Annotated in this window: 15 protein-coding genes; 6 read left to right on the forward strand and 9 right to left on the reverse strand. The window is 60.6% G+C overall.

Annotation, left to right across the window (positions count from 1 at the left end; translation table 11 throughout):
• Window positions 1-608: 608 nt before the first annotated feature.
• From FJU30_RS02040 to FJU30_RS02060, 5 genes are all read left to right on the forward strand, one after another.
• Entirely contained in the window at window positions 609-2,108 is a 1,500-nt protein-coding gene (locus FJU30_RS02040) for a sugar ABC transporter ATP-binding protein (RefSeq protein ID WP_150433765.1), read from the forward strand.
• 3 nt (window positions 2,109-2,111) lie between these two features.
• Complete coding sequence (locus FJU30_RS02045) at window positions 2,112-3,095, forward strand: ABC transporter permease (RefSeq protein ID WP_150433766.1); 984 nt, start codon at window positions 2,112-2,114, stop codon at window positions 3,093-3,095.
• Window positions 3,096-3,214: 119 nt separating this feature from the next.
• Window positions 3,215-4,159 (forward strand): ABC transporter substrate-binding protein, encoded by a 945-nt coding sequence (locus tag FJU30_RS02050; RefSeq protein WP_150433767.1) that lies wholly within the window; start codon window positions 3,215-3,217, stop codon window positions 4,157-4,159.
• A gap of 136 nt (window positions 4,160-4,295) precedes the next feature.
• Window positions 4,296-5,897: an FGGY-family carbohydrate kinase gene (locus tag FJU30_RS02055; RefSeq protein ID WP_150433768.1), complete on the forward strand. Its 1,602-nt coding sequence runs from the start codon at window positions 4,296-4,298 to the stop codon at window positions 5,895-5,897.
• A 160-nt stretch (window positions 5,898-6,057) separates the two neighbouring features.
• Window positions 6,058-6,705: an L-fuculose-phosphate aldolase gene (locus tag FJU30_RS02060; protein WP_150433769.1), complete on the forward strand. Its 648-nt coding sequence runs from the start codon at window positions 6,058-6,060 to the stop codon at window positions 6,703-6,705.
• Between the two features lie 375 nt (window positions 6,706-7,080).
• Here the strand turns inward: FJU30_RS02060 and xdhB are convergent, their stop codons facing one another.
• The 7 genes from xdhB to FJU30_RS26720 form a co-directional block, all read right to left on the reverse strand.
• Entirely contained in the window at window positions 7,081-9,444 is a 2,364-nt protein-coding gene (xdhB, locus tag FJU30_RS02065; protein ID WP_150433770.1) for a xanthine dehydrogenase molybdopterin binding subunit, read from the reverse strand.
• Window positions 9,434-10,876 (reverse strand): xanthine dehydrogenase small subunit, encoded by a 1,443-nt coding sequence (xdhA, locus tag FJU30_RS02070; protein WP_150433771.1) that lies wholly within the window; start codon window positions 10,874-10,876, stop codon window positions 9,434-9,436. Before xdhA ends, xdhB begins: the two co-directional genes overlap by 11 nt.
• Window positions 10,873-12,207, reverse strand: a complete 1,335-nt coding sequence (gene guaD, locus FJU30_RS02075; protein WP_150433772.1) for a guanine deaminase — start codon at window positions 12,205-12,207, stop codon at window positions 10,873-10,875. Before guaD ends, xdhA begins: the two co-directional genes overlap by 4 nt.
• Before the next feature lie 462 nt (window positions 12,208-12,669).
• Entirely contained in the window at window positions 12,670-13,938 is a 1,269-nt protein-coding gene (locus FJU30_RS02080; protein ID WP_395858503.1) for an OprD family outer membrane porin, read from the reverse strand.
• A gap of 455 nt (window positions 13,939-14,393) precedes the next feature.
• Window positions 14,394-15,722: a putative aminohydrolase SsnA gene (ssnA, locus tag FJU30_RS02085; RefSeq protein ID WP_150433773.1), complete on the reverse strand. Its 1,329-nt coding sequence runs from the start codon at window positions 15,720-15,722 to the stop codon at window positions 14,394-14,396.
• A 3-nt stretch (window positions 15,723-15,725) separates the two neighbouring features.
• The gene (ygfK, locus tag FJU30_RS02090) at window positions 15,726-18,833 is read right to left on the reverse strand and encodes a putative selenate reductase subunit YgfK (protein ID WP_150433774.1); all 3,108 of its coding nucleotides are present in this window, start codon (window positions 18,831-18,833) and stop codon (window positions 15,726-15,728) included.
• 197 nt (window positions 18,834-19,030) lie between these two features.
• Window positions 19,031-19,204: a hypothetical protein gene (locus FJU30_RS26720; protein ID WP_191091520.1), complete on the reverse strand. Its 174-nt coding sequence runs from the start codon at window positions 19,202-19,204 to the stop codon at window positions 19,031-19,033.
• A 57-nt stretch (window positions 19,205-19,261) separates the two neighbouring features.
• On the opposite strand from FJU30_RS26720, the gene FJU30_RS02095 reads away from it, so the two are divergent.
• The gene (locus FJU30_RS02095) at window positions 19,262-20,071 is read left to right on the forward strand and encodes an XdhC family protein (protein ID WP_150433775.1); all 810 of its coding nucleotides are present in this window, start codon (window positions 19,262-19,264) and stop codon (window positions 20,069-20,071) included.
• On the opposite strand, the gene hydA is transcribed toward FJU30_RS02095, so the two are convergent.
• Both hydA and dpaL read right to left on the reverse strand, forming a co-directional pair.
• A complete protein-coding gene (gene hydA, locus FJU30_RS02100; protein WP_150433776.1) occupies window positions 20,063-21,463 on the reverse strand; it encodes a dihydropyrimidinase in 1,401 nt (466 codons plus the stop codon). The two genes, FJU30_RS02095 and hydA, sit on opposite strands and share 9 nt — an antisense overlap.
• A gap of 37 nt (window positions 21,464-21,500) precedes the next feature.
• Window positions 21,501-22,694 (reverse strand): diaminopropionate ammonia-lyase, encoded by a 1,194-nt coding sequence (dpaL, locus tag FJU30_RS02105; protein WP_150433777.1) that lies wholly within the window; start codon window positions 22,692-22,694, stop codon window positions 21,501-21,503.
• Window positions 22,695-22,788 lie beyond the last annotated feature (94 nt).

Below are 22,788 nucleotides of genomic sequence, written 5' to 3' on the forward strand. Positions count from 1 at the left end.
TAAATCCGTTTTTATGAAGTATGTCGATACGACTTCACCGCGCCGGAAAAGAAGCGGCCCGGTGAAACGACGAGAAGAGAAATGAAAAGCTAATTCGAATTAGCATAGATATCGGAGCAACAAATAAACAATCACTTTGTGCATAATCTGTGATGATTTTCACGAGTTAGCGGCTTACGCCCGGCCTGAGCAGAAAACACGATTCAGCACTCAGCAATAAATACGTTGAAATTCAAATGAGTAATTAATGACCGTTGCGCATCGTCACAATTTGCCATCAAAGTATTTGTCTGGCGCAGAGAGTTTTACTAGCTTTAAACCACGAAAGCTAACTCGAGTTAGCTTTAAATATCCGCTAAATTTCGCGTTGCCGACGGCAGCCTGAAGCGCCGTGGATATCGGGGTCATGAAAAACGGGTTTGATGCCATGTTATACCGACCGCGCCGGTCGTTGCGCCAGGTTCGCGTTCCGCCGCCTGGAGGTCGAGCGGTTAAATCACCGGCATTCGCCTTTCCCGTTTACAGAGTGCCGCGGCGGGCGCTTATCGCCGCCGTCATTATTGCAGACAGCGAACGCTTAACGCTTGATTAATTTAAGGGAAAGCGCAATGTCAGATCATTTTTTGCAGATGAATAATATTACCAAACGTTTTCCTGGCGTATTGGCATTAAGCAATGTCAGCTTTAATTTACGGCGCGGCGAAGTGCATGCCTTACTCGGGGAAAATGGCGCCGGCAAATCTACGCTGATGAAAGTGTTATCTGGCGTCTACCAGGCCGACGAAGGCGAAATAATTTTCGAAGGAGAAATCGTTAAATTTTCCAGCCCGCTCGCGGCGCAAAATAAGGGAATTACCATTATTCATCAGGAATTTAATCTGTTTCCCGATTTAACCGTCGAAGAAAATATTTTTATTGGCCGCGAATTTTGTAAAAACAATCGCTGGCAGCTGGACGCCAGGGCGCAACGCGCGTCGGTGCTGGATATTTTGGCGAAATTAAACCTGAAAATTAAACCGGACACGCCGGTGGCCGATCTCACCGTCGCCCAACAGCAAATGGTGGAAATCGCCAAAGCGATTTCGGTCAATGCCAAAGTGCTGATTATGGACGAGCCCACCGCCGCTCTGACCTCGAGCGAAATCGACAGCCTGTTCGACGTCACCCGCCTGCTGAAGGAGCAGGGCACCGGCATTGTTTATATCTCCCATCGCCTGGAGGAACTGGCGCTGATTGCCGACCGGGCCACCGTGATGCGCGACGGGCAGTATATCGCCACCGTGGATTACGAAACGGTGCAGATCAACGATCTGATCACCATGATGGTCGGTCGCAAACTGGGCGATATCTACCCGCCGCGCCAGCCCTTTCACCGGCGGGAAAAAGCGCTGGAGGTGAAGAATCTCAACCGCAAAGGGGTGCTGCGCGACATTAACTTCACCCTGTACCGCGGCGAGATCCTCGGCCTGTCGGGACTGATGGGCGCCGGACGCACCGAGCTGGCGCGCGCCCTGTTTGGCGCCGATCCGATCGACAGCGGCGAAATCCGGCTGAACGAGCAACTGGCCGCGGTACGCGATGTCCACCAGGCGATTGAGCAAGGTATCGGTTATTTAACCGAGGATCGGAAAAAAGAGGGGCTGGCGCTGGGATTATCGGTAGAGCTGAATATTATGCTCGGCAATTTCCCTGAATATTCCAACCGCCTCGGCATCGTAAAAGAAAAGCAGAGTCAGGCGATCAGCCAGCAATTAGTCGACGCACTGCGGATTAAAACCCCGCATTTACAGCAAGCGGCGCTGCACCTCAGCGGCGGCAATCAACAGAAGATTATTATCGCCCGCTGGGTATGTAAGGACACCGATATTTTAATTTTTGACGAACCCACCCGAGGTATCGATATCGGCGCAAAACTGGAAATTTATGAACTGATGAACCGACTGGCGGCGAAAGGGAAATCTATCATCATGATTTCGTCGGAGCTGCCGGAAATATTAGGCATGTGCGATCGTATATTAGTCATGCGCCATGGCCGAATCACCGGCGAGCTGAATAACGCCAACGCCACGCAGGAAAATATTATGAAATATGCGACGTTAGAGGATTAAATCATGACTGACTCATTAACTCCCGCTAATCAGCCCATTAAACCGCGCCGCATCAATAAAGCATTACTGATGCGCCTGGCGCCGCTACTCAGTCTGGTCTTGCTGGTCATGTTTTTTAGTTTCAGCTCACCGTTCTTCTTTAATACCGAAAATATTATGACCATCGCCCTGCAGACATCGGTTATCGGCATTATGGCGATTGGCGTAACCTACGTCATCATTACCTCGGGCATCGATCTGTCGTTAGGCTCGGTGGTGGCCTTCTCCGGCGTGGCCGTCGGGCTGTGCGCCTCGTTCGGCCTGCCGCTGGCGGTCTGCGTTATCGCCGGCATGCTGGCCGGCGGCCTGTGCGGCTGTATCAACGGCTTTCTGGTGACCCGCGCGGCGATTCCGCCCTTTATCGCCACGCTTGGGCTGATGATGTCGGTGCGCGGCGTTAATCTGGTGATGACCGACGGCCGCGCGATCTATTTTTCCGATTATCCGGCCTTTAAACTTCTCGCTCAGGGCCGCCTGTTCGATATCCTGCCCTACCCGGTGTTCTATCTGCTGATCATCGCGCTGCTCGCCGCTTATATCCTGAAAAAAACCGTGATTGGCCGTTACGTCTACGCCATCGGCAGCAACGAGGTGGCCGCCCATCTCTCCGGCATCAAAGTGCAGCGCGTCAAAGTGTTCGTCTACGCCTTCTGCGGTCTGTTAACCGGTATCGCCGGAGTGATCCTCGCTTCGCGCCTCAACTCCGGACAGCCCACCGTCGGCGTGGGCTACGAGCTGGAGGCGATTGCGGCGGTGGTGATCGGCGGCACCAGTCTGATGGGCGGCATTGGCACCATCGGCGGCACGATTATCGGCGCCTTTATCATGAGCGTGCTGAAAAACGGCCTCAACCTGATGGGCGTTTCGCAATTCTGGCAAATGGTCGCCATGGGCATCGTGGTGGTCGCGGCGGTTTATCTCGATACGCTGCGCAAAAAGATGCGTTGACGCGCCTGGTCATGAGTACCCGGTAAAAAAACAATCCAGTCCCTGACGCCGTCGGGGCGCCGGCAAGCGACTCACCGGCGCCTCGCGGGCTAAAGGGTTACCTAAACGGAGCGAATGACATGAAAAACAAATCATTATTAGCTGTCGCCTCGCTGGCGCTCGTACTAACGGGCGGCGCCTGGGCTAAGACATTAACGCTGCCGGTGGTCAGCAAAGGCTACCAGCATGAATTCTTCCAGACCGTGAAAATGGGGACGGAAGCGGCGGCGAAAGAGCTGGGCGTCACCACCAGCTTTGTCGGCCCGGCGGATGAGACGCAAATCGCCGAGCAGATCCAACTGCTGGAAAATACCATGGCGAAAAAACCCGACGGCATCCTGCTGGCCGCGCTGGACGCCAACGCGCTGGCGCCGCTGGTGGAAACGGCCAATAGCCGGGGCATCAAGGTGGTGACCTTCGACTCGGGCGTCAATTCCGATATTCCCGCCAGCTTTGTGGCGACCAATAACGTCAGGGCGGGAGCCGACGCCGCCGACGCGCTGGCGGCCGAGATCGGCGGCGCGGGGAAAGTGGGCATCATCGCCCACGTGGCCGGCACCACCTCCGCCATCGAGCGTTCCGAAGGCTTTATTAAGCAGATGAAAGAGAAATACCCGCAGGTGACCGTTCTGCCGGTGCAATACAGCGACGGCGACCCGCAGAAAGCGATGGATAAGACCACCGATATGGTGCAGGCCAATCCCGATCTGGCCGGCATATACGCCACCAACGAAGGTTCCACGCTGGGCGTGGCGAACGCCGTCGACAGCCTGGGCATTAAAGGCAAGGTGAAGCTCATCGGTTTTGACGGCACCGAAGCCATTATCGGCTTCCTGCGCGCCGGCGTGCTGCAGGGCTTCGTGGTGCAGGACGCGTTCCAGATCGGCTATCAGGGCATTAAGGCGCTGAATGACGCCATCGGCGGCAAAACGGTAGAGAAAGTGATCGATATCCCGGTGAAATACGTCAGCATGCAGAATATCGACGATCCGGCGGTGGAAAAGCTGCTGCATCCGCGGCGCTAAGCAACACCCGCGCGGGAAGCAGCCGCGTAACGGCGGCCTGATTCATCGTCTCCCTGACGGTTTATGATTCAAGCGTCTCTTTCCCGGCCGGGGAACCGTTTTCCCCGCCGGTTTGTGCCAACGCCAGGAGCCTGTTATGCACAACGGTGGATATTACTTAGGTGTTGATGTCGGTTCGGCCAGCGTTCGCGCCGGGTTGTACGACGCGCGCGGTCAGCGTCTGGCCTTCGCCGTACGGCCGATCAGCCAGTTTCGCCACGGCGCCGATCAGGTCGAGCAATCCTCGGCGGAAATCTGGCGCCAGGTCTGCGCGGCCGTGCGGGAGGCGGTCGACGGGGCACAGGTCGACCGTCAACGCATCCGTTCGCTCGGCTTTGACGCCACCTGCTCGCTGGTGGCGATCGATGGCGACGAACGCGGCGTTTCCGTAGCGCAGGACGGCGCGCCGGATCGCGACATTATTATGTGGATGGATCATCGCGCCGCGCAGGAAACGGCGGAGATTAACGCCAGCGGGGACGACGCCCTGCGTTACGTCGGCGGCGAAGTCAGCATTGAGATGGAACTTCCTAAAGTGCTGTGGCTGAAGCGCCATTTTCCGCAGCGCTACCAGCAAACCGCGCGCTTCTTCGATCTGGCCGATTTTCTGGTGTGGAAAGCCACCGGCAATGACGTGGCCAGCCTCTGTACTCTGACCTGTAAATGGAATTATCTCGCCCACGAGGGCCGCTTCAGTATGCCGCTGCTGCGGGCGGTCGGGCTGGACGATTTGCTGACGAAGATCCCGGGCCGGATTATCGACATCGGCGCGCCGGCCGGCCAGTTAAGCGCCAGAGCGGCCGGCGAGCTGGGTCTGCCGCCGGGCGTGGTCGTGGCAAGCGGAATTATCGACGCTCACGCCGGCGGGCTGGCGCTGATCGGGGGCCAGCCGCAGGGCGCGCTGGCGATCATCAGCGGCACCTCCAACTGCCATATGCTGGTCAACAAAGCGCAACTGGAAACGCCGGGAGTATGGGGACCGTACTGGTCAGCCATGCTGCCGGGCTGGTGGCTGACGGAAGGCGGGCAGAGCGCGGCCGGCTCACTGATCGACTGGACGCTGCGGCAGCAGGGCCAGAGCGCGCAACTGTTCAGCGCGGCCGACGCGCAGGGCCTGCATCCCGTGGCGTTGGCGAACCGGTGGGTGGCGCAGCTGGAACAACATGAGCCGCTGCCGACCCGCCATCTGCACGTCCTGGCGGATCACCACGGCAATCGCTCGCCGCGCGCCAATCCGCATGCGCGCGGCAGCGTGTGCGGCTTAACGCTGGAAAGCGGCGAGCCGGCGCTGGCCCGCCTGTATCTCGCCACGCTGCAGGCCATCGCCTACGGCACCCGCCATATTATCGACGCCATGGAGCAGGCCGGGCATCGCATTACGCATCTCGTTATGTGCGGCGGCGCCACCCATAACCCGCTGTGGCTGCGCGAATATGCCGATATCGCCGGGCGCGATATCCACCTGATGCGCGAAGAGGATGCCGTTACGCTGGGGGCGGCCATCTGCGGCGCCGTGGCCTGCGGCGCCTGGCCGGATTTCCCGGCCGCCTGCGGCGCGCTGGCGCAACCCGGCGAAACCCTGCGCGCCAGGCCGGAGATGGCCGCCTTCCATCAGCGCAAATATCAGGTCTATTTACAGCTGTATGAACAGCAACAAGCGCTGGACCGCATCATGGCGGATGCCGCCGACGGCAAATGAGCGCGCGCCGGCCGCCGGATTCAGGCGGCCGGCGCGATAACCAAAAATGTCAGGGCGCATGACTATGCGGTAATTCGCTATTGCCGCTGACGTGAATCAATCACGCCGGTTGATTCACGTCATTTCCGTTATTCCGTCTTTCGCTCTCTGGAGAAATAAAATGGAAAGAGATGTTCTGGCTCGTGAAATAATAGACACCTGTCTTGAGATGACTCGCCTGGGCTTAAACCAGGGCACGGCGGGCAACGTCAGCGTACGCTATCGGGACGGCATGCTGATTACCCCCACCGGCACCCCTTATGAAAGATTAACCGAGCGGCAGATTGTATTGGTCGATGCCGACGGCCGGCACGAGGCGGGCAAAATACCGTCCAGCGAGTGGCGTTTCCACCAGGCGGTGTACCAGGCCCGCCCGCAGGCCAACGCGGTGGTGCACAACCACGCGGTGCACTGCACCGCGGTATCGATCCTCAACCGCCCGATTCCCGCCATCCATTACATGATCGCCGTCGGCGGAGGCAATACGATTCCCTGCGCCCCTTACGCCACCTTCGGCACCAGACAGCTCTCCGAACAGGTGGCGCGGGTGATGAAAGATCATAAGGCCACGCTGCTGCAACACCACGGCATGATCGCCAGCGAAGCGAATCTGGAAAAAGCGCTGTGGCTGGCGCAGGAGGTCGAAGTGCTCGCCCGCCTCTATCTCACGACCTTAGCCATTGTCGATCCCGTCCCGCTGCTGCCCGATGAGGAAATCGCCATCGTGCTGGAGAAATTTAAAACCTACGGTCTGCGTATCGAAGAATAGGCCGGTCGCGCCTATCCGCGATGCATTGATGCGCCGTAAACGGGGGCTTATGACCCGAAAATCCGGCGCCGGCCCCTTACTCTTTTAGGCGGGCGATGGTGGTATTGCGGCATGCCGTACTTCCAACGGCCGCAGACGCGCCCGGCTGGCGTTTCAGCCGCCGCCCCTGGCGACGTTGCCCCCGCCCGCCCTTGCCGCTTGCCACGCAGCGGCCCTGCCGGTGGAAACGGCCGGACTTTTCCCGCCAGCGGGAAGACAGCCGCGGCCATGTGTCTCTCAACGCCGCGGCCGATGGCTATGCTGCCCTGCGGGTGTGGATCATCAGCCTGTTGCGGCGCGCCATATTCGTTTCCACCCGTACCTGATGCCGTCGCATCATCCGCGCCGGGCGGCGTCTCGCATGGCGACGACGCCGCGCAGCACCTGCTCCGGCGTGGCCGGCACCGGCATCATCGGGTGACGACGGTAATCGCTCAGGCTGGCGACCGCATCCTGCAGCGCGCTCCAGACGGAAATGCCCAGCATAAACGGCGGCTCGCCCACCGCCTTCGAGCGGAAAACCGTTTCGGCCACGTTGCGCTGATTTTCCAGCAGCTGAACGCGAAAATCAGGCGGAATATCGGCGACGGTCGGCACCTTGTAGCTGGCCGGCGAATCCGTCATCAGCCGCCCCTGCTGATCCCACACCAGCTCTTCGCAGGTAACCCAGCCCATCCCCTGGATAAATCCGCCCTCCACCTGGCCGATATCGATCATCGGGTTCAACGACGCGCCGGCGTCGTGCAGAATATCCACCCGCAGCACCCGATACTCGCCGGTCAGCGTATCCACGATCACCTCGGAGCAGGCGGCGCCATAGACGAAATAGTAAAACGGCCGGCCGCGGCCGGCTTCGCGGTCGTAATGAATGCCGGGCACCCGGTAGTAGCCGGTGGCCGACAGCGACACCTGGTTCAGCCAGGCCATGTTGGCCACCTGCGCGAAGGTAAAATGCCGCTGCCCGACCCGCACGATGCCGTTGCGAAAGCTGACGTCGGCCGGCGCGCAGTTATGAAGCCGGCACAGCATGGTCTCCAGCCGCTGTTTCAGGATCTGCGCGGCGTTTTGCGCCGCTTTGCCGTTCAGATCCGCGCCGCTGGAAGCGGCGGTCGGCGAGGTGTTCGGCACCTTGCCGGTGTGGGTGGCGGTGATTTGGATCCGATCGATGTCGATCTGCAGCACCTCGGCGACGATCTGCGCCACCTTGGTATTCAGCCCCTGCCCCATTTCTGTGCCGCCGTGATTGAGCTGTACGCTGCCGTCGGAGTAAATCAGCAACAGCGCCCCGGCCTGATTGAGAAAGGTGGCGGTGAAAGAGATGCCGAATTTGACCGGCGTCAGCGCCAGACCGCGCCGCAACAGCGGGTGCTGCGCGTTGAAGGCGCGAATCGCCGCGCGCCGGCGCTGATAATCCGCGCTCTCTTCCAGTCGGGCGGTGATGTCATCCAGTAAGTTCCCTTCCACCGGCTGGTAATAGTGAGTCACGTCGCGCCCGGGCTGACCGTAATAGTTGCGTTTGCGCACCTCGAGCGGATCCAGCCCCAGCACACAGGCGATCCGCTCAATGATCTGCTCTATCGCCACAATGCCCTGCGGCCCGCCAAAACCACGGAACGCCGTATTGGAGGCGATATTGGTGCGACAGCGATAGCCGGTGATCAACGCGTCGCCGAGGTAGTAGGCATTGTCGATATGGAACATGGCGCGATCGACGATCGAACCGGACAGATCGAGTGAGTGGCCGCAGTTGCCGGCCAGATCGATCTTAACGCCGTTAAAGACGCCGCGTTCGTCAAAGCCGACGTCATAGCGGATAAAGAACGGATGGCGCTTACCGGTAATGCGCATATCGTCGCGCCGCGATAAACGCATTTTCGCCGGCCGGCCGGTCAGCCGCGCCGCCACCGCGCACAAACAGGCCACGCCCGCCGCCTGCGTCTCTTTGCCGCCGAATCCGCCGCCGATACGCCGCATCTCGATAGTCACCTGGCTCATGCTGACGCCCAACACCGAGGCCACCAGTTTTTGTACCTCGGTCGGGTTCTGGCTGGCGGCGTAGACCGTAACCGAGCCGTCCTCGCCGGGGTTAACGATGGCCGCCTGGGTTTCCAGATAGAAATGTTCCTGCCCGCCGACCTGCAGCTCGCCCTGAATGCGGTGCGCCGCCTGTTCCAGCGCGCCCTGCGCGTCGCCGCGCCGGTGCACGAACGGCCGTTCGACGAACAATTCCTTCTCCAGCGCTTCGCGCACATCCAGCACCGGGGTCAATACCTCGTATTCAATTACGGCGGCCTGCGCGGCCTGGCGGGCGGCCTCGCGCGTTTCCGCCGCCACCGCCAGTACAATCTGGCCGACATAGTTGACCGTCTCGCACGCCAGCAGCGGATCGCCCGGCGCCAGCGCGCCGATATCCAGGTTGCCGGGCACCTGTTGCCAGGTCAGCACCTCGACCACGCCGGGAATCTGGTAGCAGGGCGTCACGTCCAGTTTCAGGATGCGCGCATGGGCATGCTCGCTAAGCCGCGGGCAGAGGTGCAGCAGTCCGGCCGGTTCAGGGCGATCGTCGATATAGCGCGCCTCGCCGCTAACGTGCTTCTCGGCGCTTTCATGCTGACGGCTGCGCCCCACGCCGCTGGTCAATTCCTGCTGATACTGCGCCTGCAGGGCCTCGGCGCTGAGCGGTACAGGATTATGCGACATAATCGGCTACCCCCATGAACGGGATTTCTCCCTGCAGAGACAAATAGTAGCGACGCAGCAGATTGCCGGCGATTTGCCGCCGGTAGTCCGCGCTGGCGCGGAAATCGCTCAGCGGCGTAAATTCCTGTTCCAGCACCCGACAGGCCGCCTCCAGCGTCGCTTCGTTCCAGGGCCGGCCGCACAGCGCCTGTTCGCAGCGCGGCGCGCGGCGCGGAATGGCGTCCATCCCGCCAAACGCGATACGCGCTTCGCTGACGACGCCGTCCCGCAGGCATACGGCAAACGCGCCGGCCACCGCGGAGATATCATCGTCCGGCCGTTTGGCGACCTTCCAGGCGCGAAAGTTGCTCACCCGTTCGCCGCGCGGGATCACGATCGACCGAATAAACTCGCCCTCACGCAACGCGGTCTGGCGATAAGCGAGAAAAAAGTCATGCAGCGGCAGCCGCCGTTCGCTGTCGCCGCACTGCAGCCGCAACTGCGCATCCAGCGCCAGCAACAGCGGCGGCGTATCGCCGATCGGCGAGGCGTTGCCGATATTGCCGCCCAGCGTGCCGCGGTTGCGGATCTGCTGCGAGGCGAAGCGCCGCAGCAGATCCGCAAAGGACGGGATGAGCCCGCTCAGCAGGCTGGCGCACTGGCTTATCGACAGCCCGGCGCCCAGTTCGATGCTGTCCTCGGTCACCTGCCAGCATTGCAGTTCCTCCACCTGATCCAGTGCGATCAACAACGGCAGCGGACGGCAGGCCTGAGTGATCTCCAGCGCCAGATCGGTGCCGCCGGCCAGCAGCCTGGCGCGCGGATATTGCCGATAGCAGTCGGCCAGCTGGCCGAGGGTTTTCGGTATGAAGCAGCAGTTTCCCTGCTCTTTCAGCGTCTGCCGGCGCCGGTGCTGCAGCGCGCTCAAGCGCTGAACGGTGATCGCCGCCTGACGGGAAAAGCTGTCCTCCACGGGCTGTTCGCACAGCAGACGGGCGGCGTCCATAATCGGCCGGTAGCCGGTACAGCGGCACAAATTGCCGGCCAACGCCAGTTCGGCCTGCTGACGATCCCAGCCCCGGCTGTTTTTCTGTAAGGTAAATAGCGTCATCACGATGCCTGGCGTACAGAAGCCGCACTGCGAGGCGTGCAGATCGACCACCGCCTGCTGCACCGGATGCAGCGCGCCCTGCTGGCGCAGATCTTCCACCGTAATGAGCTGTTTACCCTGCAGCGCGCTGATTAGCGTCAGGCAGGCGTTGGCGGTTTCATAACGCATACGCCCCTGCTCCACCCGCCCCAGCGTCACGGTACAGGCGCCGCAATCGCCGGAAGCGCACCCTTCCTTCGTGCCGGGACGGCGGCGGCGCTCGCGCAAATAGTTCAACACCGTCATATTGGGATCGATATCCCGCTCGGTGACCAGCGTTTGATTGAGCAAAAACTGGATCATGCTACCTCCTGTTGCTTGTTGTCCGGCTGCCAGACGCATTCGCCGTTTACCCAGGTGGCGGCGATATTGCGGTCGTCGCCCAGCGTCATCAGCACGAACAGCCGCTCGAAGATCGTCTGGCTATTGCCGTAGCGCAATCTCTGCAGCGGGGTGACCGCCGGATCGATAACGACGAAATCGGCCTCTTTACCGGCGTTGAAATTGCCCAGCTGCGCGTCCAGATCCAGCGCGCGCGCGCCGCCCAGCGTGGCGTGATAAATCGCTTCCGCCGCCGCAAGGGAATACTGTTGCAGCTGGCCGACCTTGTAGGCTTCGCCCAGCGTCTGCAGGATATTAAACGAGGTGCCGGCGCCGATATCGGTGCCGATGCCCATCAATACGCCCTTATCCCAGCAGCGCTGCAGCCGGAACAGACCGCTGCCCAGAAACAGGTTGGAGGTAGGACAAAAGGCGATGGACGAGCGGGTGCGGCGCAGGCAATCCCATTCGCGGTCTTCAAGATGCAGGCAGTGAGCAAACACGCTGCGGCGGCCGGTAAGCCGATAGTGGTGATACACATCCAGATAGCCGTCGCGTTCGGGATACAGCGCGTTCACCCAGGCGACTTCCTGCTGGTTTTCGCTCAGATGGGTATGCAGCCAGACATCGGGGAACTCCTCGCGCAGGCGCTGCACCGCCGCCAGCAGCGCCGGGGAAGAGGTGGGAGCGAAACGCGGCGTCAGGGCGTAGCCCAACCGGCCCTTGCCGTGCCAGCGCTGAATCAATTCCCGCGTCTGCCGATAGCTGTCTTGCGGCGTTTCGAGCAATTCATCCGGCGCATTGCGATCCATCATCACCTTACCGGCGATCAGACGCATGCCCAGCCGCCCGGCGGCGCTGAACAGGGCATCGACCGACTCGGGGTGCACGGTGCCGAATACCAGCGCGGTGGTGGTGCCGTTGCTGAGCAACTGCTGAAGAAAGAAGGCCGACATGCGCGCCGCGTGCGCCGGACAGCCATACTGGCTCTCGACCGGAAAGGTGTAGCGCTGCAGCCATTCGAGCAACTGCTCGCCGAAGGCGCCGATCATTTCGGTTTGCGGGTAATGGATGTGCGTATCAATAAATCCCGGCAAAATCAGTTTACCGCGGTAGTCGATAACCGCCTGTTCATCGACCAGCGCGCTCTTTCCTTCATCCCAGGGACGCAGGCTGATGATTCTCCCCCCATCGATCAACAACAGCCCGTCGTCGAGGTAGCGCGTCTGGCGCATTATCTGCTGCGGACTGTCCGCCGGCGCGGTAATATCGAAAAAGCTGCCCCGGATAGCTTTGGTATAGTGTGCTGACATCGTCATTCCTTTTTTATATACCGTTGTTTTTCAGTCGACTGAACCGCCGCCCGAAGACTGTCCGGTATAAACCGGCCGCTCGCTTTATTTATAAACAGCAATTTCCATACCATAATTAAAATACAACAATTCATTTATTATCAAATGGTTAAATAATTCAATCAGCCAACAACGGAACACTAAAAGCAAACGATTGCTTATCATAGCAAACGGTTGCTTTTACCTTGTCTATCAATAGAGGCAGTTAAACTCAACCGACAGGAAATATTGTTGCGCACTATAAAAAAGCAGATGCCCGACGCAATGCCCGAATAATGTGCATGATGCGCCCCGGCCGGGAGAAAATTAAACGACCGGAAAAATAAATTTCAATACGCAGAACAGAAAGAATAAACGGCGGGGGGGGAGAAAAAATTAACCGAAGACATCCGTTTTGGTATGCCTTCGGCTAAATAGCATGTCTCAGAATTTATATTGCAACGCGACCCGATTCTGCCAGAAAGAATAATCATACTGCGGCGAGGTTTGTACCCCTAAGAAATTAGACAGACTTAACCCTTTCAGGGCGCCGCTGAAATTATAAATGCCGAAGATGACATATTCAGACTGGTTGATACTGGAAGCGCCGGCCTTTTTCTTCAGATCCATAAAGGAATAATAACTGCCGATGGTTAACGCCGGCATGGCCTGATAGCTGATGCGGGTTGAATAGGCGTTGCCGGTACCCAGATCCTGGGTGCTGGTGAAATAGGGCTGAGCGAAATATTTGCCCGATGAGGTGCTATGCGAATAAGGCGTCACCAACGCGCCGTTCAGATAAGCATCCCCGCTGGCCGCCATATGATTGTAATTCAGCGACCACTTGATTTTCGGCGTCGGCGCAACGGCCAGCTGCAGGCCATAAGAGGTATTATCCACTTTCCCCATCAGCTGCTTCCCTTCGCCGGCGCCGCGGATAAATTGAACGCCGATATCGGGTTGCCAGGGCTGTTCCTGCCATTGCAGATGCCCTTCGCCATAGAAAATCGTCACGTAATCAGCGTAGTTTTCATACCACATCTGTCCGCTCAGCGTCTTGTCGTCGACCTTCAGCGATCGTCCGGCGCCGACCGCCCACGCGCCGCTGGTTTTTTCCGTCACTTCGCTATACGAGGAGGTGGCCAGAAACTGATCCGTGCGCCAGGGCTTATAGCGATAAATTTTACTGGCGTGCAGGAAATCGGTTTTATCGCCCCAGTGCATATCCACCGCGCGGAACAGTATCGGGGTAATACGCCAGTCGTAATCGCTGATAAACGGCATATCCACCCGCTGGTTGCCGGCCGTAATGCTGAAATCGCGATATTGCCAGCGCAGATAAGCCTCGCCGACATTGGTCTGGTTCGGGCCCAGTTCGGTCACCAGCCGTTCTACCGGCGGATGCCACAGCCCCCGCTGGAAAATACCGCTGACGCCGGCGCTGAAGCCGAAATAAGGCGCCGTCTGGTATTTAATGCTGCCGCCGTAGCTGGCGGTATCCTGATTTTTATCTTTGACGAAATAAGCGTTATGCGTCGAAAAGTAGAGCGTACGCAAAGAGCCGTTTACCGAACCGCAGCGAAACATATCGGTAAAGCGGGTCACGCCGCTCTCATTCTGATCGCAGGTCTGCCCCAAATTACTGGTATAAGGCTGTGCGGCCGGCTGTTGCGCGGCCAGCGCCAGCGGGCTTAGCAAGAAAGCGCCGGCCAGCGCGCCCGCGACGAATAACGGCCCGCCGCCGCGATATGGTCTTTGGTTTGCCGCTCCGTCAGCGACGGCTTGTACATATTTCCCCGGATAATTGCTAATAAATAAATTTTTCACATCCATATTCCCATCAGAAGTAATTAATGAAAGCCGGCTTCGAATAGACATAGCCAACTGCACCTGGCGCGATAAAAACTTTTGCAGGCTGATACAGGTAATTAATCATATTGGATGAATTCCGCCGCTCGTCGTCGCCGGTTATCGACCATCCAATAATGGAAATATCAGGTACGATAGATTTTCTTTATTTTTCTGATTGCGTTTATTCTCTGATTGCCCCCTTAGTTAATTTATTCATCGAATTTGTCTGGAAAAACAGATTGCGACGGATCGCGGCGCGCAGACCCGGCGGCGACCGATAGCGCGCGGCCGGTCTGCGCCACGCGCGATTCGCCGCCCTACGGCAGACGGTCCATGCGCTGCCAGAGGCTGGCGGCGCTGCGCCGCGCGTTGTGGTAGATCTCCGCCACGTCGAACGGAAACTGGCGATCTTCGTACACCATGTTGCCCGCCACCATCACGCTGTGCACGCTGGCCGAACTCAGCCCGAACGCCAGGTGACCGGCCAGATTGTCCTGACACATCGGCGTGGGCGACTGATAATCGCAGATGGTCAGATCGGCCTGATATCCGGCCGCCAGCGAACCGAAACGGGCGTTAAAATTACGCTCGAGCAGCAGATTGCCGTTATGCAGAAAACGCAGGAAGCTGTCCGGCCACAGCGATCCGCCGGCGTCGCGCTGCTTAAAGAAAGCGAATTTCAGCTCTTCAAACATGTCGGCGCCGATACCGTCCGTCCCCAGCGCCACATGCCGGTACTCCGCCAGTCGCGCGTTATAGCCGACCTGATTATTCATGTTGGAACGGGCGTTATGCACCAGAAAGGCCCGGCGCTGATTGATAACCGCCACATCGTCGGACGAGAGAAAAATACCGTGCGCAATCAGACTCTTGTCATTTAACAGCCCCGCCTGATCCAGACGCACCATCGGATCGACGCCGTAGTGATGGTGGCTATGGGACACGTCGTAGCGGTCTTCCGCCACGTGGATATGCAGCCCGCGCCCGGTTTCGCGCAGCGCGTCCGCCAGCATCTCCAGCCCGGCCTGCGGCAGCGTGAACGGCGCGTGCGCGCCGATATGCGCCTCGACCAGATACGGCCCGCGCCCCGCCTGGCGATCGGCCTCAATCCGGCGGGCGAAGCGGATATTCTCCTCCACGCCCTGGCGCAGCTCGTCCAGCCCGCCGTTGCGATCGGTGGTTTCATAACAGGTCATGCCGCGCAGTCCGGCCTGCAGAAAGCCGCGGCGCAGGATATCCAGCGAGCCGGCGATCAGCGCCGGCGAGGCATGGTGATCGATGACCGCCGTACAGCCCTGCTTAATCGCCTCCAGCGAGCAGATCAGGCCGCTGTAGTACAGCGACTCCTCGTCCAGCGCCCGGTCCAGCTTCCACCACAGATTCTTCAGCGTGGAGATAAAGTCGGGACAGGGGGCGATGCCGGCCATAATGCCGCGCGCCAGCCCGGAATAAAAATGGTTGTGAGCGCAGACAAGGCCCGGCATGACCAGCCGGCCGCGCATCGCTTTCACCGTCGCGCCCGGATAGCGCGCCGTCAGATTGGTGCCCACATCGGCGATCGTCGTTCCGTCGATGGCGATATCCATCCCGCTGATGATGTGCGCCGGCGCGAACTGCACCAGCGTGGCGTTGTGCAATATCAGCATGGTTTATTCCTCCACCGCGCCGAGCAGATAATGATGATGTCGATAAACATGGCTAATGATGCGGCACATATCGGTCAGCTCCGGCGGCACGCGACCGAACTGCCCCTGTTCGTCGATCTCCAGGTGGTAAATCTGCTGCTGATGACGCACCAGCACGCCGTCATCGGTCAGCAGAAAACCGGGATTGCCGCTGGCGGCGAAATCCTGCTGCAGGTTGAAAATGGTGACCTTGTCGCGGTAGGGCCGTCCCTGCCACGGACAAAACTGGGCGCAGTTGCCGCATTCGTTGCAATACGCGTCAATGTGCAATGTCTGGAAGCGATCGCGGAAGCCGGGCACCGCGATGGAAATGTTGGCCCGGTTGGGGCAGACGTCCACGCATTTGGCGCACACATAGTTGCACGACAGGCAGCGCTGCGCCTCCTGACGGGCAAAGTCATCCTGCCGTTCGGCGGACACCAGACGCACATCGATCTGCCCTTTGCGGCGATAGATCGCATCAGGATCGGTATTCAGCCAGCGTTTTGCCGCATGGTCGTCGCGAATATTCTCGCGCCGCAGGATGGTATCCGTCGCGCGCCGCGCCGCGCCGATGGCCGCCACAATCGAAGCCGGGCCGCTCTGCACGTCGCCGATCAGGAACACATTCGCGCGCGCCGTTTCCTGAGTGCGGGTATCCACGATCGGCGCGCCGCGCGCGTCCGCCGGAATGCCGATATCGGCCAGATGCGCGTAGTCCGGCTGTTCGCCGATCGCGGTGATCAGCGCATCCATATGCAGCGTCTCGACTCGATCGGTCTCCACCGGCCGCGCGCGCCCCTGGGCATCCGGCTCGCCGCGCGCCATCACGCGCAGCCGCAGCGTGCCGTCGGCATCAAAGCGCTCGGGGTTGACCATAAAGCGGAAGTGCACGCCTTCGGCGCGCGCCTCCTCCACCTCCTCGCGCCAGGCCGGCATCTCGCGTTCGCCGCGGCGATACAGGATGGTGACCTGTTCGACGCCGGGCAGACGCAGCGCGGCCCGGGCGCAATCCATCGCGGTGTTGCCGGCGCCCACGACGCCGACCGAACGGCCGGGCCGCAGATTCTCGCCGCGATTAAAACGCCGCAGAAACTGGAACGACGACCAGACGGCGGGATGATCGCCGGCCAGCGTAACCGGGCGGCTTTTCTGCGCGCCGGTGCCGACGCAGATATAGTCGAATCCCTGCCGCCGCAGGGCGTCAATCGTCAGGCCGTCGTCGCAGCCGTACACGAACTTCACGCCGTGGCTGGCGACAAAATCGATATCGTGCTGAACTTTTTCCGCCGGGATGCGGAACTGCGGCACCACATGGCGCACCACGCCGCCCGCGCTCTGTTCCCGCTCGAACAGGGTCACCGGGTGGCCCGCCCGGGCGAGGAAATAGCCGGCGGCCAGCCCGGCCGGACCGGCGCCGATAACCGCCACCGCATGACGGCTGCCGGAGCCGGCCGGTTTAAACCAGCGTTGCTGATAGCCCTGCCAGCCCTTTTCCAGCGCGATACGCTTGATCGCGCGAATATTCAGCGCGCTGTCGTAATCCAGTCGGGTACAGTTAAATTCGCACTGATGATCGCAGATGTGGCCGGTGATAGCCGGCAGCGCATTGCGCCGGTAGATCAGATCCAGCGCGTCGACATAGCGCCCCTCGCCGGCCAGCCGCAGATATTCGGGGATATCCTGCTTAATGGCGCAGGCGCTGACGCAGGGCGCGACATAGCAATCGGACAGCGGCAGCGCGTCGCCGGCATCAATGGCGTCGTCGCTTTTCCAGCTTTTCTGGTGATATGAGGTTTCCAGCGCCTCGGCGGCCAGCGCGTTCAGCCGCTCGACATCCACCGTCGCGCGCTGCCAGCCGGCGGACGCTTCCAGCTCGCGCGCGCAGGCGGCGAGACGCAGATAGCCGCCGGGTTTCAACAAATCGGTCGCCATCGTGATCGGGTGAATGCCGGTCTCATGAATGGCGCGAATATTCAGCTGGCTGGCGCCGCCGGAATAGGAGATCGGCAGTTGGCCGTGAAAATGCTGCGACAGCACCGCCGCCACGTTGATGGCGAGCGGAAACAGCGCCCGACCGGACATATACATCTCATCGCCCGGCAGACGCGCCTTATGGTTGACCGCGCCCAGCGTATTGGTCAGCTTCACGCCGAACGACAGCCGCCGCTCATCGGCCAGCGTCATCAGCCGCTCCAGCATGCTCAGCGCCCGGTCGAGCTGTAGATCGTGCAGGAACGACGCTTCTTTCAGTTGGATATAGTCAAATCCGCAGCGATCGAGGATCTCGCGTACCCGCCGATAGCCCAGCAGCGTCGGGTTAAGTTTGACGAAGGTATGCAGCCCTTTCTCCTGCAGCATATAGCGGCAGATGGCCTCGATTTCATCCGGCGGACAGCCGTGCATAGTGGAGAGCGTAACGCCGCGCACCAGCCGCGACTCAATGCGTTCCGGCAGCAGAGCCAGCTGCGCGCGGCGCGCGTCCAGCCCGGGCGCGCGCAGTACGTCCGCCCGTTCGATCCAGCGCGCCAGCGTCTGCCGATAAAAGCCGAACGCCGGCGAGCCGGAGGCGTCCATCATGGTGGCGATAAAATCCTGCATCGGCGGCTGTTTAATGCCTTGCAGGTCATAGCCCACGCTCATATTAAAAATAAACGACCGCCCCTGCTCAGGCGAACGCGGGGCAAACAGACACTCCAGCAGATGGAGGGCAAACCAGGCCTTGAGATATTCATCCGCGGCTTTGCCCAGGGTAAATTCGGTCGACCACTCGGTGTTGAAGCCTTCATCCTCGGCATCGATGCAGGGCTTTTCCAGCTCCAGTCGATCCAGAATCTGCACCGTTTTCAGTTCGATGAAGCTGCCGCCGGTCAGCCAGGCGGTAATAATATTCTGCGCCAGCTGAGTGTGCGGACCGGCCGCCGGTCCGACCGGCGTATCGCAGCGCTCGCCGAATACCTGCATCTGCCGGGCGGGATCGCGCCGGTAAAATTGGCTTTCCGGGATCGAAAAAATAGAACGGCTCTGCTGATATTCGGCAAACATTCGCCCCAGCAATTGCTCAAACGGAATGGGACGCATCACATCACCCACATTCATCTCCTTCGTGTATTTTCAGGAAAAAATAAACGCGCGATTACCGCACGCCACGCCGGACGGATTATCGTTTTACTCCGGCAGCGGTTAACCACACGAAGAGTATTAGCAATATGCAGGCCAGAAATAAGCGCGACGCGACTGGCGAAGGGGAATAACGCCGGCGCGGAAAGCGATGACTCGCCAGAGGAAATTTATATGGTTGTCCGGCGCGCTTTTTTATTTCCTTTCCCTTTCTTTTGCCGCACCGCTTTTTTCATATTAATAATCGCATTTCTCATTTTGAGAAAAAAAACCGCAATGGGGGAAATAAAGGCGCCGGCTACGGCGCCTGTCCCGATCTGATCCGTCGCAACGCCATAAGGCATGAAATTTGCAGGTTATCGATATCAGTCAGCAGCAGCTTTGCATCAGTGAGGGACAGGATGAATATATTTGCCCACGCGGCCGAACTGGAACAGAACAACCGGGCTTTCGCGTTTATCCAAATCATCGAAAGCCGCGGTTCCACGCCCCGCCATACCGCCACTATGCTGGTGGACGACGAAGGAAACTGTACCGGGACCATCGGCGGAGGAATGATGGAAATACGGGTGCTTGAGCAAGCCAGACAGGCGCTGGAGCAGGGCGAATCGCGGCTGTTCAACGGCCGCATGGCGCGCCAGGGCGAAGGCGCGGTGGGCTCGGACTGCGGCGGCGCGATGACCGTGCATATCGCCGTCCAGCCGCGCCGGCCGAATCTGGTGCTGATCGGCGCCGGCCACGTTAACCGGGCCATCGCCATCGCCGCGCAGCCGCTGGGCTTCAACATTACCCTGCTGGATACCTGGCCGGACAATCTCAACCACGCCGATCTGCCGGCGGACTGCCGCCGCGTGGCCGCCGGCAGTTTCAGCGAGGGGATCGGCCAGCTGACGCTCGACGACAACAGCTTCGTTGTCATCGCCACCAACCATCAGGATATGGAGGCGCTGGAACTGACCATCGGCCGGCCGGTGCGCTATCTCGGCCTGCTGGCCAGCCGGCGTAAACTGCAGACCTTTAAAAACACGCTGACGAAGAACGGCGTAGCCGCCGATGCGATCGCCGCGCTCTATTCGCCGATCGGACTGGATATCGGCGCCGAAACGCCGGAAGAGATCGCCATCAGCGTGCTGGCGGAGATCCTGCAGGTGAAAAACCGGACCAGCGGTCAACAGCTGCAGTCCACCACGCTGGCCGCCGTATCAGAATGAGTCCGCGCCGGCCGTCGCCCTGAACGGCTGCCGGCGCACAAAGCGCCCGTGACCGCGCTGACCGCTGAATACGCCGTCCCGGCAGACGATCTCACCGCGGCACAGGGTCAGCACCGGCCAGCCGCGGCAGGTCATCCCCTCATACGGCGAATAGTCGCCGTTATCGTGCATCGCCTCGTGGCGCAAGGTAACGCTGCGCCGCGGGTCGAACAGCACCAGATCGGCATCCGCCCCCGGGTTGAGGTTTCCCTTCTGCGGCCACAGGCCGAACAGCTGCGCGGGCCGGGCGCTGGTCAGCGCGACAAACTGCGACGGCGTGAGGCGGCCGCTCGCCACCCCGCCCGAATAAAGCAGCGCCAGACGGTTTTCCACGCCCGGCAATCCGTTGGGGCAGCGGCTGAAATCGCCGCCGGACAGGGTCAGGCGCTGCTGGCGCGAAAAGTTGCAGTGGTCGGTCGCCACGGTGGCGATGCTGCCGTCCGCCAGGCCGCGCCACAGCGCGTCCTGCTCCTCGCGCGGGCGCAGCGGCGGGCTGAGAATAAACTGCATTCCGTCCGGGCGCAGATACAGCGAGTCGTCCAGCAGCAGGTACTGCGGACAGGTTTCCGCCCATACCGCCTGACCGGCCCGTTGCGCCAGCCGGATGTAGTCCAGCCCCAGCCCGTTGGACAGGTGTACGATATACAGCGGCGCGCCGCCGGCCAGCGAGGCCAGATTGATCATTCGGGCGACGGCTTCCGCTTCGCAGGCCAGCGGCCGGCTCAATGCATGGTAAACCGGCGCGGTGCGCCCCTCGCGCAGGAAGATGTCGCGCTGCCAGCGGATGGCGGCGTCGTTCTCCGGGTGCACGGTCGCCAGCGCGCCCACCTGCCGCAGGCGCTGCAGCGCGCGCAGCACCGCCCCGTCATCCAGCTTGTACTGATAAGTCAGATACAGCTTGAAGCTGCTGACGCCCTCCTGCGTCACCATTGACGCCATCTCGTCCAGAATGGCGTCGTCCACGTGCTGAATCACGCCGTGGAAGCTGTAGTCAATCACCGCCTGCCCGCCGGCATACTCATGGTAACGCGCCAGTTGATGATGCAGATCGCAGCCGGCCGGGCCGAACCCCATATGGTCGACGATGGTGGTGGTGCCGCCGCAGGCCGCCGCGCGCGTGCCGGTAAAGAAGTCGTCGCAGCTGCGCCCGATACCCACATCGATATTGAAATGGGTATGCACATCGATGCCGCCCGGCATCACCTGGCAGCCGCCGGCGTCGATCACCGCCATATCCGGCTCGATGGCGATCTCGCTGGCGCGACGGGCGATCCGTCCCTGTTCGATCAGCAGATCCTGCCGATAGCAGCCGCGATGATCGACCAGCGTTCCGCCTTTAATTAAACGTCTCATACTGTCTTCCTATTAAATGCCGCCGTTGCGTCCGGCCTCAGATCGCCGGCCGCCCCTGCCACACCACCTCGCGGTAGTGCTGCTGGTCGGTATCCCCTTCCGAGCTCACCACCAGCACGCAGGAAGAAGCGTCCAGCCCCAGCCGCGCCAGCAGCGCCGCGCGCTGCGGACTGTGCAATATCGCCGCCAGCACGCCCATGCCGACCGCTCCCGATTCGCCGGAAATAATGCGCGCATCCTGCGCCAGCGGATTGCCCAGCACCCGCATCCCCAGCACCGTCACCTTATCCTCGCAGGAAATAAACTGCCGCGCGCTGTCGCGCAGCCGCGGCCAGCCGAGCGGGTTGGGTTCGCCGCAGGCCAGGCCGGCCATCATGGTATTCATCTCGCCGCCGACGGCGACGATCTCCCCTTTCTGCGCCGAACGGAACAGACAATCGGCGCGATCCGGCTCGACGATGACCGCATGCAGCCGATCGGCGCCGTAACAGTTAGCCAGATAGTCCAGCACGCCGGCCGCCATCGCGCCCACCCCCGCCTGCAGAAAGACGTGAGTCGGCGTCGGCCAATCGTTATGCGCGATCTGCTCCACCGACTCCACCGCCAGCGTGGCGTAGCCCTGCATAATCCAGGCGGGGATCTTCTCGTAACCGGGCCAGGCAGTATCCTGCACCATCAGCCAGCCGTTTTCCTGCGCGGTGCGGGTGGTCAGACGCACGGTGTCGTCGTAATTCATCCCGGTGACGATGCACTCCGCTCCCAGACCGGTAATATGCGCCACCCGCTCCGCCGACGATCCCTTCGGCATATAGATCACCGCCTGCTGCCCCAGCGCGCGGGCCGCCCAGGCGATGCCGCGACCGTGGTTGCCGTCCGTGGTGGTGGTGAAGGTCATCTGCCGCGGGTGGCTGGCGCAAAACTGTTCGAAGGAAAACGTATTGATATCCAGCTGATATTTTTCGCACACCAGCTGTGCGACAGCATAGGCGCCGCCGAGGATCTTAAACGCATTCAGGCCGAAGCGCTGCGACTCGTCTTTAACCAGCACGCGCCCGACGCCGAGCGCGGCGGCGAACGCATCCAGCGAATAGAGCGGCGTGGGGAGATAGCCGGGCATCCGGCGATGAAAGGCGCACGCCTGTTCGGCCTGACGGCGACTAAACAAGGCGTCGGCGGACGGATTAAACGCGGCGTTATCGGCGATCTGCATCTGTAATGAAAAATTCGACATGGTGACATCCTGATCTCAGTAAAAAATGGTGCTGACATATTTCCCGTTATCTCATCAATATTTATGCCAGTTTGTGGTTGCCGGCGTCAGATCA

This window comes from Affinibrenneria salicis, assembly GCF_008710095.1.